A 16,638-nucleotide genomic window follows, 5' to 3' on the forward strand; every position below is an offset into this window, starting at 1 on the left:
TTTATTAAAAATTGAAATTAACCCTCGCAAACAGATAGCGCCCGTTGAAACCCATCTGCTGAACGCGCCGCGAGTAAACAAACCGCCCCAGGCTTACATTGCCCGAATGGAGATGCTTGTCCTGATACACATCGAGCACATTGTTGGCACCGATCGTCAGTCCGATGCCTTTGACCACATCGTAACTTAATGCCAAGTCGGTCACCACTTTGGCACCAAAGGTTTGATCTAGCGTCTCTTTTTGGCCTGTCAATGTGTTTACCGGCCACGAATCGGGCTTGGTCGGGTCGATCGTCGGGTCCCAGTAAGTCACTTCTCCGAATCGCACGGCCCGCACCATAGCGCCGAATTTTCCTGCTTTGTAATTAATGGTCAGACTTTGTTTGTTACGCGGGCTCGCGATTTCGAACCGGCTCATGTCCTCGCGGTTGAAATAGGTGTTGACCTGGTTGGTCTGGATCAGAATGTCGGATGCGTGGATGATCGGTTTGCCATCCGCACCTTTTTTAACCCGGTTTTGGATAAATGTACCTGCGAGAACCGCTCGTAGCGACTGGTTTTTGCCGAATTTGGTATTGTAGGACAAAACCCCTTCTATTCCCCTCGAACGCGTATCGACAGCATTGGAGAAGAAATTAGCGGTGGTCGCATTGGCTGCGGCAAGCTGCGCTTTCAGGTTCGCATTGCCGCCGTCGTTGAAGTTGTTCGTCAGCACGATGCGGTCGTCGATATCGATCTGGTAGGCATCCACGGTCAGTTCAAATGCATTGCTGACCTGTACGGTAGCCCCCACGGTGAAGCTCTGCGAAGTTTCCTGTTTGAGTTTCGGGATGCCCAGGATTTCGGCGGGCTTGCTGTCATTGGTGAAAGTACCGCTCTCCTGCGCGACCTGCTGGCCGTTTTGGGTAACAAACAGCGTGTTCGTTTTGGCATAGTACCGCTGCTGCAAAGAAGGCGCGCGGAAGCCGCTGCTGGCAGAGGCGCGCAATGCAATACCGTCGGTCAGTTTGTAGCGGGTCGATACTTTGTAGTTTAATGTATTCCCGAAATCGGAATAGTTCTCGAAACGCAGCGCGGCGCTCAGCACCCACGCCCGGGTAATGTCCTGTTCGAGGTCCAGATACCCGGCCACGCTGTGGCGCGAATGTGAACCGGCATTCTGCGGAAAGAACCCTGAAAAGACCTGCGCGCCCGCCGCGACGCCTGCTGCAATATCGTAATTCTTGTAGGAGGCCTCTTCGCCCGCCGTGATTGTGTACTTGTCGGTACGCTGCTCGCCGCCGAGTGCTACGTTCAGCCCGTGCAGGACGTCGAATTTCCTGCCGAGATCGAGGTTGATCGTATTTTGAAGAAATGCATTGCCTCCCGCATTGAACTCTCGTTGAAAATTGGCGTTGGAAATGGCCTGGGTGTAGTTCACGGAATTTGTAATGCGGTAGTCGAAGTCGTTTTTGCCAAACGTGTTGCTGAGGTCGTACCGCCATTCACCCAGCTTGCCGCGAATGCCCGCAGCAGCCGAAATATCGGTGACGTCGCTGTTAATTTCCGGCAAAAAGCCATTGGGATACACCGCAAACACATTTGTACGCACTGCTGCCGGAACACCATTCGGGTAACGGTAGAAGCCTGCCGCATTGCCTTTCTTGTTATTGTACTGGCCGAATGCGTATACTTCCACCTGCTCGGAAACGGGAATACCCGCATTGACCATCACGCCGCCGCCTTTGACTTCGGAGTTCCCGATGCGCATGTCGAAGTCGTTACGCGTGAGGTTCTTTTGTTTCAATAACTCATCGTCCACGACCGTGCCGTTTACGGCCGGAAAAATCTGGCCGGTGTAGGTGCCTGTCCGGTTGGTCGCGTCCCGGTGGACGTATTCCCCGGTGATATTCACAAAGCCTTTCTGCCCGATTTTCAATCCATAGTTCAGCCCGACCTGCGCCGTGCCGCCATCCGAAATGTTTACGGAAGCATCTTTGTTGGCATTGATAATGTAATTTTTGTCATAACTCGTCACATTCTGTCCATAAGAAACATTGCCGCTCAGGCCCGTCCGTGATTTGAGAATGATATTGATCACACCCGCAATCGCATCGGAGCCGTATTGCGCCGCGGCGCCATCGCGCAGGATCTCGATTTTCTCCACGGCGGTGGCGGGGATCGCGTTCAGGTCGGTACCTACCGTTCCCCGGTTGACTGTTCCGTTGACATTCACGAGCGACGACTGGTGCCGTCTCTTGCCGTTCACGAGTACAAGTACCTGGTCGGGCCCGAGGCCGCGCAGCTGGGCGGGGTCGATGTGGTCGGAGCCGTCGGAGATTGTTTGCCGGGAAGATTGGAAGGAAGGCGCTACGTAGGTAAGTATCTGGTTGATGTCCACCTGCCCGACGCTGTTGGTGATCTGCGATACCGGGATAATGTCGACCGGCACGGGCGAATCGATGCGTGAGCGGCCGCCGCTGCGGGAGCCCGTCACCACGATTTCTCCTAATACTTCCGAAGATTCGGCCATCGCGACCGTCAGTAGCGGAGCCTGCCCGCCGCTGACGGTCGCCGGAACGATTTTCGGCGTGTACCCGATGAACGAAATGACGATGTTGTAAGTGCCGTCGGCGAGGCTCAACGCGAAATTGCCGTCCGGGTCGGTGACGGTTCCGGTGTTTGTCCCTTGTACCAGAATGGAGACGCCGGGGAGCGCGGCCCCATTCTTTTCATCAGTGATCTTTCCTTTGAGCGATTGCGAAAAGACGGTAATCGAGCTCAAAACAAGGCATAGCAGTAATAATGTTCTTCTCATCGCAGTGTGCTTTTAATGATGAATGTTTGTTGAAAAATGGTAGTATATTAACTTTTTATTATACTATTTAATCTTAAATTACCTTAACCTGTCATCAAAACCAAATGTGTAGATAAAGAAAAAGCCGGCCCGGAAATCCGGACCGGCCTGTATTTTAGTGAATTAAGTTCCGCTTACAAGTTCAAGGCGGCATTCATTGATCTAACGGCCTCTGCCGACTTTTCAAAGGCAGCTTTCTCTGCATCGCTCAGGCGCAGGTTGATGATCTTTTCCCAGCCGCCGCGGCCCAGAACTACCGGCACGCCCATACAAATGTCTTTCTGACCATACTCGCCGTTCAGGTACACGCTGCAAGGCACTACGCGCTTCTGGTTGCGGACGATGCTTTCCACCAGCATCATCGTAGCTGCTCCCGGTGCATACCATGCCGAGGTACCGATCAGTTTGGTAAGTGTGGCGCCGCCTACCATCGTGTCGGCAGCCACTTTTTCGAGCTGGTCGGCGGACAGGAAGCGGCTGACCGGGATACCGTTGTAAGTCGCCAGTCGGGTCAATGGGATCATCGTCGTGTCACCGTGGCCGCCGATCACCATCCCGTGTATGTCGAGCGGGGAAACGTCCATGGCCAGGGCGAGATAGGTTTTGAAGCGTGCGCTATCCAATGCGCCGCCCATACCGATGAGGCGTTTTTTAGGAATACCCGATTCTTTAAGCGCCAGGTAAGTCATCGTATCCATCGGGTTTGAAACCACGATCACGATGGCTTTCGGCGAATATTTCAAAAGGTTTTCAGTCACTACCTTTACGATTCCTGCATTGATACCGATCAGCTCCTCGCGGGTCATACCCGGCTTGCGAGGCAGTCCCGAAGTGATCACTACCACGTCTGAGCCTTTGGTTTTTTCGTAGTCATTGGTCGAGCCGATGGGCCTGGTGTTGAAACCCAGCAAGGCGGCAGTCTGGTACATATCCAGGGACTTGCCTTCGCTGACACCTTCTTTGATATCCAGCAACACCACTTCTTCTGCCAGCTCACGACGAATGATATTATCGGCAGTGGTTGCGCCGACCGCACCCGCACCTACAACAGTAATCTTCATAGGGAAATATGGTTAATTGTATAGAAATTGATGCTTTTTATATTTTTTCCTAAAAGTATGATACATAATTTGTTTAAACCAAGCGGAATCTGATTTTTTGCCGCAACCGCCCCGGCTGGAAGCCCGCCTGGAAGCACGGTCGCGATCCGGAACGCAATTTTTTCCGTAAATTGATAGTTATAATGGCTTTATCAACCACTTTTTCCTGCTTTGTACCATGAATGACGAGTCAATGATTTCGCGGATTTTACATTCGATTTTTTTCAAAAATGCCAAGGGTAAAGCAGGTCGATACGCCAGAAATTCCACCCGCCTGTTCGAACTTCTTAAAGAGGTGATCGGCAAGTTGCAGACGGTCGGCGTCAGGGAAAACCTCTCCGAATTCCAAACGAGCGTCCTAATTCTCATACGCATGGTGAAAGCCTACGCTTCCGGCGAATATAAGCAGCTTCCCTGGAAAAGTTTGGTGTCGATCGTCGCTGTGCTCATTTATTTCGTATCTCCTATTGACCTTATTCCTGACTTCCTGCCGGTTATCGGCATCTCCGACGACGTGGCGCTGGTGGTATGGCTGGTCAAGACGCTCGGTGACGATATCCGGAAGTTTGCCGATTGGGAGAAGGCAACCAAGACAATTAATATCGGATAAAAGTGGCCTTTGGGCTGGTTGTTATAAAAAAGAATAGTTATTTTTGTAAACATTAATTAAAGAAACAGATATGGAATCAATAACCGTTTTAGGAATTATGGGGTTGGGTGGTCAGGAGATCTTCCTGGTTGCTCTGTTCGTGTTGCTTTTCTTCGGAGCAAAGAAAATCCCAGAACTTATGCGCGGTTTGGGGCAAGGTATCAATGAGTTCAAGAACGCTACTAAAGACGTTAAGGAAAATATTGAAAAAAGCATGGAAGACCCCAAATAACGCTTCCATCTTATCGAAGGTTTGATCCAGAGCCATTAAGTAGCACTTAACGGCTCTGATTCTTTATTTACAACCCCACAAAGAAATTGCCTTGAAAGAGTATCTGACGCTGGCCGAAATTCAGAGAGATCTACGCGAAGAAGGTTTGACGTGCGTCAAGTTGGTTGACCATTATCTGGAACGGATAGAGGCCAACAAGCATCTGAACGCTTTTGTAGAAGTTTACACCGAGGAAGCGAAAAAGGCCGCTCTGGCCGTGGATGCAAAGATCGCCAATGGTACTGCCGGAAAACTGGCGGGGCTCGTGGTCGGCCTGAAAGATGTGCTTTCACTTACCGGTCACGGCTTGCAGGCCGGAAGCCAGATTCTTCAAAATTACACCGCACCATACACCGGAACGGCCGTTCAAAGGCTGCTCGACGAGGACGCGATCGTGATCGGCCGGCAAAACTGCGACGAGTTCGCGATGGGCTCGTCGAACGAAAACTCGTCGTTCGGGCCAGTGCTGAACGCTATCAACAATTCCAAAGTACCGGGCGGCTCGTCGGGCGGATCGGCGGTAGCCGTTCAGGCCGGGCTTTGCCATGCTTCGTTGGGAAGCGATACGGGCGGGTCGGTGCGCCAACCGGCCGCATTCTGCGGGGTGATTGGGGTGAAACCATCCTATGGCCGCGTCTCGCGGTACGGACTGATCGCCTATGCCTCGTCATTCGACTGCATTGGTCCTATTACCAAAAGCGTTGCCGATGCCGCATTGATCCTCGAAGTAATGTCGGGAGCAGACGACTTCGATAGCACGGTTTCGGAACGCCCGGTGCCGGCTTACACGCAAAACCTGGAATGGAAAGGAAAAGCCAAAATCGGCTATGTCCGCGACGCGGTGGAAAACGAGGCGATCGCGCCTGAAATCCGCCGACAGACTTCCGATCTGCTCAACCGCCTGCGCGCGGAAGGGCACGAAGTGGTGGGCATTGATATGCCGCTGCTGGATTCGCTTTTACCAACTTATTATATACTCACTACTGCGGAAGCGAGCTCCAACCTGTCGCGCTTCGACGGTGTGCGCTACGGTTACCGCAGCCCGGAGGCTACCGACCTTGAAAGCATGTACAAAAAAACACGCACAGAAGGTTTTGGGGATGAGGTAAGGAGAAGAATACTATTGGGTACTTTCGTATTAAGTGCAAATTATTACGACGCATACTATACCAAGGCGCAACGCGTTAGAAGATTGGTGCGGGAGGAAACGAGCCGTTTTTTCGAACAATTCGATTTCCTGATTTCCCCGGTAACACCTACCACAGCTTTTACGCTCGGTGAAAAAACGGAAGATCCTTTGCAAATGTATCTTGCGGATATTTTCACTGTACAAGCGAATGTCGTGGGTAACCCAGCGGTTTCGATCCCGAATGGATTGGACGACCAGGGAATGCCTATCGGGATTCAGATCATGGCGCCTTATTTCGGTGAGGAAAAGATGCTGGCATTTGCCCATTATCTGACGGAACTGAACAGGGAGGGAGCCATAGCATACAACCAGAGCCACTAAGGCAGGAGAGGGAAATTTTCCCTTTTTCTCTGACCTTTACAGGAAGCCGAGGCTGTATTTCAACCCTGCGTTATAAAGAAAATTATCATGCCAGAATAACAGGCGAATCGGTTACGTTATTCTGAATGAGGATTTTGTGTGAATTTGAGAATGTATTAGAGATTATTCTGATTCATCAGGCCAAAAGGACCTTTTTATCTGTCAGTCAAATCATCAACAGGTATAAGCCATTGAAAACCGTGAATTGATTAACCTTCAAAAAACATTTATTAATGAGGATTTCGAAAAGAGTATTGTGGCTCGGAGCCATGTGTGCTGGGTTATGGACTGCGCCCGTTGTGGCGATGGTTCCACAGGAGAGTTTGACATCCGGGCAGGATACGGTTGAGAGTATTGCTCAGGAAGAAGATGATTTGATGCCGTCGCTTCCGGAAGTGGAGGAAATCGGGCCGAATCCGGCTGTGCCGGAGAAGTTGCTGAAAGAGCGCTTTGCAAAGCTGGAAAAATCGATTCCGCTGACTTACCACAAGTCTTCTCATGAATTCGTAGAGTACTTTATCTACAAAAAAGCCAAGTTCACCCAGACGATGATGGAGCGCATGCCGCTCTACTTCCCGCTTTTCGAAAAAGCACTGGCGAAACATGGGCTTCCTACCGAACTGAAATACCTTTCCATGATCGAGTCGGGACTGAACCCGACGGTAATTTCTCACGCACGTGCCGGCGGATTGTGGCAATTTATGCCCGCTACCGGACGGGAATTCGGTCTTTACCAGGACAAATACATCGACGAACGTTTCGAACCGGCGAAGGCTACCGAGGCGGCTTGTCTTTATCTCAAACAGCTTTACAATATCTTTGGCGACTGGGAGCTCGCGCTCGCATCGTATAATACCGGCCCGGGCAATGTGAAACGCGCCATGCGCCGCTCGCGCGGGACTACGTTCTGGACGATCTACAATGTCCTTCCCCGCGAAACGCGCTCATACGTACCGCAATATGTCGCCATGAACTACATGATGAACTACGGGTACGACCACGGAATTTTCCCGGAAAGCGCCGAGTTCCAGATCCCGAACGATACAATTCATATCAACGGGTATATTGATCTTGCGACGTTCTGTAATAATGCGAGCATCGATTTCGAAATCCTCAAAAAGCTGAACCCGCAGATTACCAAAACGATCCTCCCGGACCAGACGCGTGACTTTGTATTAAAAGTACCGAGCGTGCAGTTCACCTACCTGGTGAGCAACCGCTCGTCGATCATGGACTCATGCACGAGAAGGTACCTGGCCTCCGGTGTAATGGTAGCCAAAGCCGACAGCACGAAAACAGATTCCCTGGGCAACAACGGCTCGTTCCCTTACGTGCTCGCATCGAACGTGCAGAATGCGTCGGGCGACGAGGATTACGAGGAAGACGGCGAGGAGGAAACCATCCAGAGAAGCCGAACCAAGAGAGTTTCGTATACCGTGCGCAGAGGGGATGTACTGGCTGGAATTGCCCGAAAATATGGTGTATCGGTGGTTTCTCTCCGCAAATGGAACCACATCCGCCGCAACAACATCCGCAGGGGCCAGCGCCTGGTGATTTACAAAGAGGTGAAGGAAACTCTGCCCGCGACCCGCATTGCCGCCAAGCCCCGGCCGCAGGTGGATGAGGAGCAAATGGCCAAGCAGCAGCGTCATACCCGCAAACGATATCATACCGTACAAAAAGGAGATACATTATGGATTATTTCGCAGCGCTACGGTCTGGAAATCGGGCAGCTGAAAAAACGGAACAAGATCAGAGGCAATTCGATCAAACCGGGCCAGAAATTGATCATTTCGACCTAGAAATTAACGCTTCAACATACACATACTATTTTTATGATTGCCTACGTTAACGGGATTGTAACCTATAAAGACCCAGCGTACGCTATTATCGATGTGAACGGAGTAGGTTATGAAGTACGTATATCGTTACAAACCTACACGTCGCTCCCTGATATCGGTGCCCGATGTAAGCTGGTAACGTTTCTCAATATACGGGAAGATGCCCACATCCTTTACGGTTTTTGGGGGAATGATGAGAAAAAGCTATTCCTGGACCTGACAAGCATTTCAGGAATCGGGCCATCGACGGCGCTGGTGATGCTTTCCTCCCTGTCATCCTCCGAAATACGGCAAGGGATCATTGATGAAGACCTGCGCCTGATCCAGTCGATCAAAGGCATAGGTTCCAAGACCGCTCAACGCGTAATCCTCGAACTAAGAGACAAAATTCGAAAGGAAGAACTGATTTCAACAGGTCCCAAGTCTGTCGAAACATCGTCGAACACTCTTCGGAGTGAAGCGTTGGCTGCGCTCGTTACTTTGGGGATTCCCAAAGCTACGGCGGAGAAAAGTCTGGATGCCATCATCAAGCGTGAGGGGCAATCTATTAGCGTAGAAAATCTGATCAAACTGGCGTTACGATAACCGGAACCGCAATGATATTTGGTGAAAAATTTTACAATGGTAAGATCGTTTTGACGGATTTGTTTGTAAATACAACCTTCTCTAAATAAGTATATTACCTTGTCATCAACGATTTACTCTTATCTTTTTAAGGTACTAAGCATTTCGGCCGGAGCGGTATTCCTGGTGAACGTTCCTGGCGGCAAGGGCGAGCCGTATGCCGAACAGGCTGAAGAATGGGCCATGCTTGCCGATACGCTCAGAGAGGATTCTACCAAGAAAAACATCGACCGTTCGGGTTCGCAGCTCATTATGCGCTGGAAGGATTACTATTCCAACCGCATTTCGGAACCCAGGCCGCGTTCGCCGCTTTACCTCCGCGAACCGAACAATATCTCTACCAACATTACGCTCGACAGTGCAGGGAAAGTTGCAGTGACGGAGAAAATTCAGACGCCCGGCGGGACATTGAATTACCGCGCCCCCGAGCGAATGGATTTGGAAACGTACGACAAAATCCAGGAAGACCGGGCATTTAAAAGCCTCCTGCGCGAATATGCGGGCAGGCAGGATGGCAACAGCGCCATGGGATCGCGCGGGCTGCTGCCAAAGCTCGATCTGCCGCCGGGGCTGACGAAGCTGCTCGGGGATGATTTCGTCAATTTCAAACCGACCGGATTTGTGTCGCTGGACCTGGGGCTCATGCACCAGTTCCTCGATAACCCATCCATTCCGATCCGTCAGCGCCGCAATACCCAGTTTATTTTCAACGAGCAGATCAATATTAACTTCGACGCGAAGCTCGGCGACCAGCTGGGTTTCCAGACAAACTTCGATACGAAGGCGAACTTCAACTTCGAGAATGCGATCAAGCTCAATTACAAGAACCCGGAGGAAAGTTTTATCCGTAAAATCGAAGCGGGAAATATCAACTGGGCCATCAACAGTCAGCTCATTCCGGGCGTGCAAAACCTCTTCGGTCTGAAAACCGACTTCCAGTTCGGCCGATTGAGCGCCACATTCGTGGCCTCGCAACAGAAATCGAGCAAGGAACGCATTACCCTCCGCGGCGGCGCACAAAGCCGTGATTTCGAGTTGCGGGCCGATACTTACGACGAGAACCGTAACTTTTTCCTATCCCAATACTTCCGTAACATTTACGAAAGTTCGCTGCAAAATACGCCTACCATTACATCGGGGGTAACGGTAACGCGGATCGAAGTGTATGTGACAAACCGGACCACTACGACGGAATCGCTTCGGAACGTGGTCGGTTTTGCCGATTTGGGTGAACCGGCGCCTTACCGTGCGGGCAATCCTAATGTGCAGCCGGTACGCTCCACCTCGCCGGCCGGCAACGAAACGAACGGGCTTTACAAAACGCTGTCGAGCAATACCGCATTCCGGCAAGTGGATAACACCAACACGGCCATCACCGGGCTGGGGCTGGAAAAAACGATCGACTATGAATTGCTCCGTGGCGCGAAACGTCTCATCGTAGACCGTGACTATACCTTCCACCCGCAGCTCGGCTATATCTCGCTCACAAACGCACTCCGCAACGACGAAGTGTTGGCCGTTTCCTATGAGTATACATTGAATGGCCGGGCTTACAAAGTAGGGGAGCTTACGGAGGATTATCAGGCGAGAAAAGACAATGAGGTGATCGCGTTGAAACTCCTTAAATCGTCGACGATCCGCAACAATACCAAGCTGCCGATGTGGGATTTGATGATGAAAAACATCTATTCCCTCGGTACCAGCCAGATCGACAAGCAAGGATTTCAGCTACGCGTCATTTACAAGGACGACCAGACGGGTATTGATAACCCGAACTTGCAGGAAAGCAGCATTGCCAACATTCCGCTGATCCGCCTCTCCGGCCTCGACCGCCTGAATCCCGTCAACGACCTGCAACCCGACGGTAACTTCGACTTCGTGGAAGGCATTACTGTTGATAGTAAGACAGGCCGCATCATATTCCCCGTGCTGGAACCATTCGGTATCAACCTTTCCCGTAAATTCGGGCCGGGGGAAGACGCTTACCGCAACAAGTACGTGTTCAGCGAACTGTATCGTACGACGATGATCGATGCGCAGCAGGTTTCGGAGCGGAATAAGTTCTTCATCAAAGGTGCGTACCAATCGAGTGGCGGGGCAGAGGTGCAGCTGCCATTTGGCGTGCTGGAAACTTCGGTAACGGTTACTTCGGGCGGCGTGCCGCTTTCGCCGGGTTCTGACTATCTCGTGGAAGCGCAGATCGGTCGCGTGCGGATTTTGAATACCAGCGTGCTCAACTCCGGTCGTGAGATCGTGATCGAATATGAGCGCCCGGATATGTTCCAGAACCAGATCCGGACATTGGTAGGGACCCGCCTCGACTACGTGGCGAACCGTAACCTGAGCGTCGGTTTGACGGCTATTAAATACAAGGAGCGTACCGCAGGTTTCCTGTCGAGGGTATCGATCGGGAATGAGCCGGTGAACAATACCATGCTCGGTTTCGATGTGAATTTCCGTAAGGATGCGCCATTCCTGACCAAATGGCTGGACGCATTGCCATTGCTGCAAACGAAGGAAATGTCGACGATCCAGTTCAAAGGGGAATTTGCCAAACTTTTTCCGGGCGTTTCCAAAGACGTGAACAACCGCTCGCTGGTAGATGATTTCGAAGCGGCGCGGACCGTTTACGACCTCGCGCGCCAGCCGCAAAAATGGCGGCTCGCGGCAGTGCCATCGAAATTCCGGGATGGTTTTGATGGTAAAAACCTGAACTACGCCTACAAACGCGCCAAGATTTCGGCTTATACAGTCGATAACATCTTTGGCGGAGCACAGGGTTTAGGCGGCGGTTACCAGCCACCGGCCAACTTCGACGATGCCGACCGCAAGAACTATTACGAGCGCCTGTACCTGCCCAACGAAATATTCCCGAAACGCGCCATTGCCGGTTTGGTAACCTATCCGCAGCAAGTGCTGGACATTGCGTATTATCCGAGCGAGCGGGGAATGTATAACTATAACACCGATCTCAACCCGGATGGCCGGATGAAGACGCCCCGGAACAACTTCGGTGCACTGAGCCGGGCCATTACCTCGGATAACGACTTTGATAATGCCAACATCGAGAGCATCGAGTTCTGGATGCTCGATCCGTTTATTAATGATCCAAACGGCGTAATCCGGGACGGATATGATCAGCCGTACAAATCGAACACAACCGGCGGCAAGCTGGTATTCAACCTCGGCGATATCTCGGAAGATGTAATCCCCGACGAGCGCTACAACTTCGAGAACGGTTTGCCGCTCGTCCCCAAGCAAGTAGGTGTGAATGTCGATTCGACGGCCTGGGGATACGCGACCAAATCGCAGTACCTGATCAATGCATTCAGCAATGAGAACGGCGCACGTCAGAAGCAGGATGTCGGTCTGGACGGTTTGTCGAATGAGGAGGAACGCGCGTTTTTTAAAAACTTCATCGACCGCCTGCCTGCCAACCTCACGCCTGAGGCCCGTGCCAAAATCCTGGCCGACCCTTCCGGTGACGATTTTAAATTTTTCCTCGGTGCCGAGCTCGACAGCGCGAACCTGAAAGTTCTCGAACGTTACAAAAACTACGTCGGCATGGAGAATAACTCGCCCGAAAGCCAGGGCCGGTCCGTGGACGTAACGCCGGCTTCGACCAACATTCCTGACGGCGAGGATATGAACGTCGATAACACGATCAATGACAACGAATCTTACTACGAATACGAGATCGACCTGAAACCGGGCCAGCTGGCGGTAGGTAATGGTTATATTGTAGATAAAACCGTAAACACGGCGGATGGCCAGAGCTGGTACCTTTTCCGCGTGCCTATCAAGGAGTTTTCGGGTATGGTCGGCAATATGAACGGCTTCAAATCGATCCGTTTCATGCGGATGTACCTGACGGATTTTCAGCAGCCGGTGGTGTTGCGTTTTGCGCAGCTGCAAATGGTTGGCCAGCAATACCGGAAATATACTTACAACCTGGATTCGCCGGGCTTGCAGGAAGTGCCAGAGCCTTATGACGCGAAATTTACCGTCGGAACGGTGAGTATCGAGGAAAACAGTCAGGCCAATAACAGCGCCAACAAATATGTATACGACATTCCTCCGGGCTGGATTCGCGACCAGGACAACACCCAGCGACCTCCGTTGTTGCTGAACGAACAGTCGATGAGCCTGTGCGTAACCGACCTTCGCGACGGAGATTCCAGAGCGGTATTTAAAAATGTAAACCTCGACTTGTTGTTCCGCAAGCGCCTGCGTATGTACGTGCACATGCAGAACGAGCAGAGCGAGGATAATACGGTAGGTACGTTCATGCGTATCGGTACCGACCTTACCCAGAACTACTACGAGATCGACCTGTCGGCTTTGAAAGCCACGCGCCCGAATCAAAGCGCGAGGGAAGAAATCTGGCCGGAAGGCAACGAAATCAACATTGCCCTGGCAGACCTCATCGAAGCGAAGGCACAGCGGAACCGGCAGCTCGACAAAAACCTGACGGTGCCTTACACCATTACCACTTCCGACGGCCGGTACAAGCTCACGGTGGTTGGTAACCCCGATTTGAGCGCAGTGAAGGTGATGATGATTGGTGTGCGTAACCCGAAATCGGTGGATGAACGCGCCAAAACGTTCTGTATATGGGTGGATGAAATGCACGTTGAAGGCTTCGACGACACGGGAGGTATTGCGGCCATTGCCCAGCTGAATGCCAAGCTGGCCGACTTCGCGACGTTGACGGCTTCCGGCCGTATCGAAACGTTCGGGTTCGGCTCGGTGCAGCAGCGCATCGGCGAGCGCTCTCGTAATTTCACGGCTGAGTATGGCTTTTCTTCCAACATTTCTTTGGATAAACTGCTTCCCGCTAGCTGGGGCTTCCAGATCCCGCTGTTTGTGAGCTACGACAGGCGGAATGTGAAGCCGCATTTCGACCCGCTAGACCCCGATACGCCATTGAATACCTCGCTCGGGAACCTGCAAACGGACGAAGAACGGGACGGTTACAGGCGCATGGTCGAGGAAAATGCGGTGAAGCGAGGGTTTAACTTCTCGAACGTCCGAAAGGTCAAGACGAAGCCGGGAGCGAGAAACCACTTCTACGATTTCGAAAACTTCTCGTTTACCTACGCATTCAGCGACGACAAGCGGCGGAATATCCTGACGCAGGAATACAACCAGCGGATGTACAAGGCCGGTATCGCCTACATGTATGCGAGTCAGCCGAAGGCTATCGAGCCATTTAAAAAGTGGCAGGCGACGGGCCGTTGGGCAGAATTTATCAAGGAATTCAACGTGACGCTGCTGCCGAACATGGTATCGCTGCGAACCGATGTGGACCGCCGGTTCCTGAAAACACAGCTGCGTAATGCCGATCTCACAACCGACGGCATGCAGCCATTGTACGAAAAGTATTTCTGGTTTAACCGCTATTACGACTTCGGCTGGAACCTGACGCGGAATATGACTTTGACCTATGCCGCATCCGCCAACTCGATCGTCGATGAACCGGAAGGGGACATTAATACCGGTGTGAAAAAGGATTCACTCTGGAGTAATTTCAAGAAGCTGGGGCGTATCAAGAATTTTGACCAGAAGATTGACCTGACCTATCGCCTGCCGTTGGACAAAATCCCGCTGCTCGACTGGATGTCCGCCGATTACAAGCATTCGGTGGCTTACCAGTACCAGGCCAATGCATTGGGCTTGAAAGACACGACGGGCCTGCCGTTCGGGGACATTATCCGCAACAGCCGCGAGCGGGGTGTTACCGGAAAGGTGGATTTTGTATTGCTATATAACAAGCTGCGCTACCTGAAATTTGCCAACACGCCATCGGTAGCCCGCAAGAACTTCGCGCGCAGCCCGGGCGATATCGAGGACATCGATATGCGCACGACGGATGTGGTGAAAGCGCTTACCAGGGCATTGATGACCGTGCGCGGTATCAATTTCAGCTATTCGGTTTTGGAAACGACTGCATTGCCCGGCTACCTGAGAGCGCCGAAGTACTTTGGTCTGGACAATGCCAATGCCCCGGGACTGGGCTTTGTGCTCGGTCAGCAGGATCGGAACTTCCAGCGGAAGGCGGCAGAAAAGGGTTGGGTTACCCGGAGCCAGCAGCAGAATATGCCTTTCCAGCAAACCATCGCCAAGAATTTCTCGGCCAATACCACATTGGAACCATTCAAGGATTTCAGGCTGATCATCGAGGCGCGGCTCACGCGGCAGGATGCTTACCAGGAATTTTACCGACCCGATTCGACGGGAAATTTTGCATCTCAAAGCCCGCTGCGGAACGGGCAGTTCAGTATGTCGTTCATGTCGTTCCGGACGGCATTTGCGAAGATGCGGAGAGACAATTCTTCACCGGTGTTCGATAAATTCCGCGCTTACCGCGCCATCCTGCGCGACCGCCTGAACGCGGAGAATAACAGCGGCGGAGAGTACAACGAAACGTCGCAGGACGTGCTGATATCGTCGTTCTTCGCGGCTTATACCGGTAAGGACCCGAACACGGTACGCACCAATCCGTTCCTGAAATTCCCGATGCCGAACTGGGACCTGAGCTATTCGGGCCTTTCGCAACTGCCGGCATTCAAGCGCTTTTTCAGCTCGTTCACATTGCGGCATAAGTATATGTCCAATTATAGTGTTGGTAACTTCACATCGTCGCTCGACTATGAGGCATTGTATGTAAACCTGGCGGTAATGGGATATCCGCTGTCGTCGAGGCTGAACGATCTTGGTCAGTACATTCCGGTATTTGCCATGAGCACGATCACACTTTCGGAGAAGTTCCAGCCGCTCGTGGGTGTGGAGATGCGCACGCAAAGCCGGATAACCGCCCGCCTGGAATATAACCGCGACCGGACCATCGCATTGAACCTTTCGAACTCCCAGGTGGCCGAGCTGTTTAACCAGGACATTACGGTCAACATTGGCTTTACAAAAAACAATGTGGCCTTGCCGTTCAAGATCAATGGCGTGAAGAAGAAGCTGAAAAACGATATGACGATGCAGCTCGCGATGACTTTCCGCGATACCCGCTCGATTCAGCGGAAGTTCGACGGCGAGAATATCCCTATCGCCGGAAATATCAACTTCCAGCTGCGTCCGACGGTGAATTACATGGTCAACAACCGTTTGAGCGTCCAATTTTATTTCGACCGCACGTTCAACGACCCGCTCGTTTCCAACTCATTCTACCGCGCCAGCACGGCCGGTGGCGTACAGCTGAAGTTCAATTTGGCTGAATAACATTTTGATTTGGAAAATACGTCGCACATCGTGTAATTTGCGCTCCAAAGATGTTCACAACTTACCTGATTTTATCATGAATTTTCCATCAGAACTCAAATACACAGAAGATCACGAATGGATTCGTATTGAAGGAGATACAGCATTTATCGGCATCACCGACCATGCCCAGAACGAATTAGGTGACATTGTGTATGTGGACATTAACACGGTAGGCGAAGCACTCGGCAAAGGCGATGTTTTCGGTTCGGTAGAAGCGGTGAAAACGGTTTCAGACCTGTTCATCCCCGTAGCAGGAACCGTACTCGAAGTTAACCCTGAACTCGATGGCGAACCCGAACTCGTGAATACCGATCCTTATGGCCGCGGATGGATGGTCAAGGTCAGTCTGGCTAACCCCGGCGATGAAGACGGTCTGCTGTCGGCGGAAGAGTACCAGAATTTTATAGGTGCCTGATATTAGGTTGAAGCTCCATCCGGAGCTTTTTTTTTGAAACCGGTTTAATGCAGCATTTCCGGTGTTTAGTTTGAAATAAAT

Annotated in this window: 9 protein-coding genes; 7 read left to right on the forward strand and 2 right to left on the reverse strand. The window is 51.8% G+C overall.

Going from position 1 to position 16,638, the window contains the following annotated elements:
* Nucleotides 1–4 precede the first annotated feature (4 nt).
* Together H144_RS0109615 and mdh are read right to left on the reverse strand one after the other, a co-directional pair.
* The gene (locus tag H144_RS0109615; RefSeq protein ID WP_026350554.1) at nucleotides 5–2,797 is read right to left on the reverse strand and encodes a TonB-dependent receptor; all 2,793 of its coding nucleotides are present in this window, start codon (nucleotides 2,795–2,797) and stop codon (nucleotides 5–7) included.
* A gap of 173 nt (nucleotides 2,798–2,970) precedes the next feature.
* Nucleotides 2,971–3,897, reverse strand: coding sequence for a malate dehydrogenase (gene mdh, locus H144_RS0109620; RefSeq protein WP_019941843.1), 927 nt, complete (start codon nucleotides 3,895–3,897; stop codon nucleotides 2,971–2,973).
* 232 nt (nucleotides 3,898–4,129) lie between these two features.
* Between mdh and H144_RS0109625 the strand changes: the two genes are divergently transcribed.
* The 7 genes from H144_RS0109625 to gcvH all read left to right on the forward strand — a co-directional run bounded on the left by H144_RS0109625 (nucleotide 4,130) and on the right by gcvH (nucleotide 16,557).
* Complete coding sequence (locus H144_RS0109625) at nucleotides 4,130–4,546, forward strand: YkvA family protein (protein ID WP_019941844.1); 417 nt, start codon at nucleotides 4,130–4,132, stop codon at nucleotides 4,544–4,546.
* 70 nt (nucleotides 4,547–4,616) lie between these two features.
* Nucleotides 4,617–4,817, forward strand: a complete 201-nt coding sequence (locus H144_RS0109630) for a Sec-independent protein translocase subunit TatA/TatB (protein WP_015813903.1) — start codon at nucleotides 4,617–4,619, stop codon at nucleotides 4,815–4,817.
* Between the two features lie 91 nt (nucleotides 4,818–4,908).
* Nucleotides 4,909–6,366, forward strand: a complete 1,458-nt coding sequence (gene gatA, locus H144_RS0109635) for an Asp-tRNA(Asn)/Glu-tRNA(Gln) amidotransferase subunit GatA (RefSeq protein WP_019941845.1) — start codon at nucleotides 4,909–4,911, stop codon at nucleotides 6,364–6,366.
* 272 nt (nucleotides 6,367–6,638) lie between these two features.
* Nucleotides 6,639–8,207 carry a lytic transglycosylase domain-containing protein gene (locus H144_RS0109640; protein ID WP_229207871.1) on the forward strand — a complete coding sequence of 523 codons (1,569 nt, stop codon included), beginning with the start codon at nucleotides 6,639–6,641 and terminating at the stop codon, nucleotides 8,205–8,207.
* A 33-nt stretch (nucleotides 8,208–8,240) separates the two neighbouring features.
* Nucleotides 8,241–8,831, forward strand: coding sequence for a Holliday junction branch migration protein RuvA (gene ruvA / locus H144_RS0109645; protein ID WP_019941847.1), 591 nt, complete (start codon nucleotides 8,241–8,243; stop codon nucleotides 8,829–8,831).
* Between the two features lie 99 nt (nucleotides 8,832–8,930).
* Complete coding sequence (sov, locus tag H144_RS0109650; RefSeq protein WP_019941848.1) at nucleotides 8,931–16,100, forward strand: T9SS outer membrane translocon Sov/SprA; 7,170 nt, start codon at nucleotides 8,931–8,933, stop codon at nucleotides 16,098–16,100.
* 76 nt (nucleotides 16,101–16,176) lie between these two features.
* Complete coding sequence (gene gcvH / locus H144_RS0109655; protein WP_019941849.1) at nucleotides 16,177–16,557, forward strand: glycine cleavage system protein GcvH; 381 nt, start codon at nucleotides 16,177–16,179, stop codon at nucleotides 16,555–16,557.
* Nucleotides 16,558–16,638 lie beyond the last annotated feature (81 nt).

Origin of the sequence: Dyadobacter beijingensis DSM 21582 (genome assembly GCF_000382205.1) — a bacterium.
Lineage (GTDB): Bacteria > Bacteroidota > Bacteroidia > Cytophagales > Spirosomataceae > Dyadobacter > Dyadobacter beijingensis.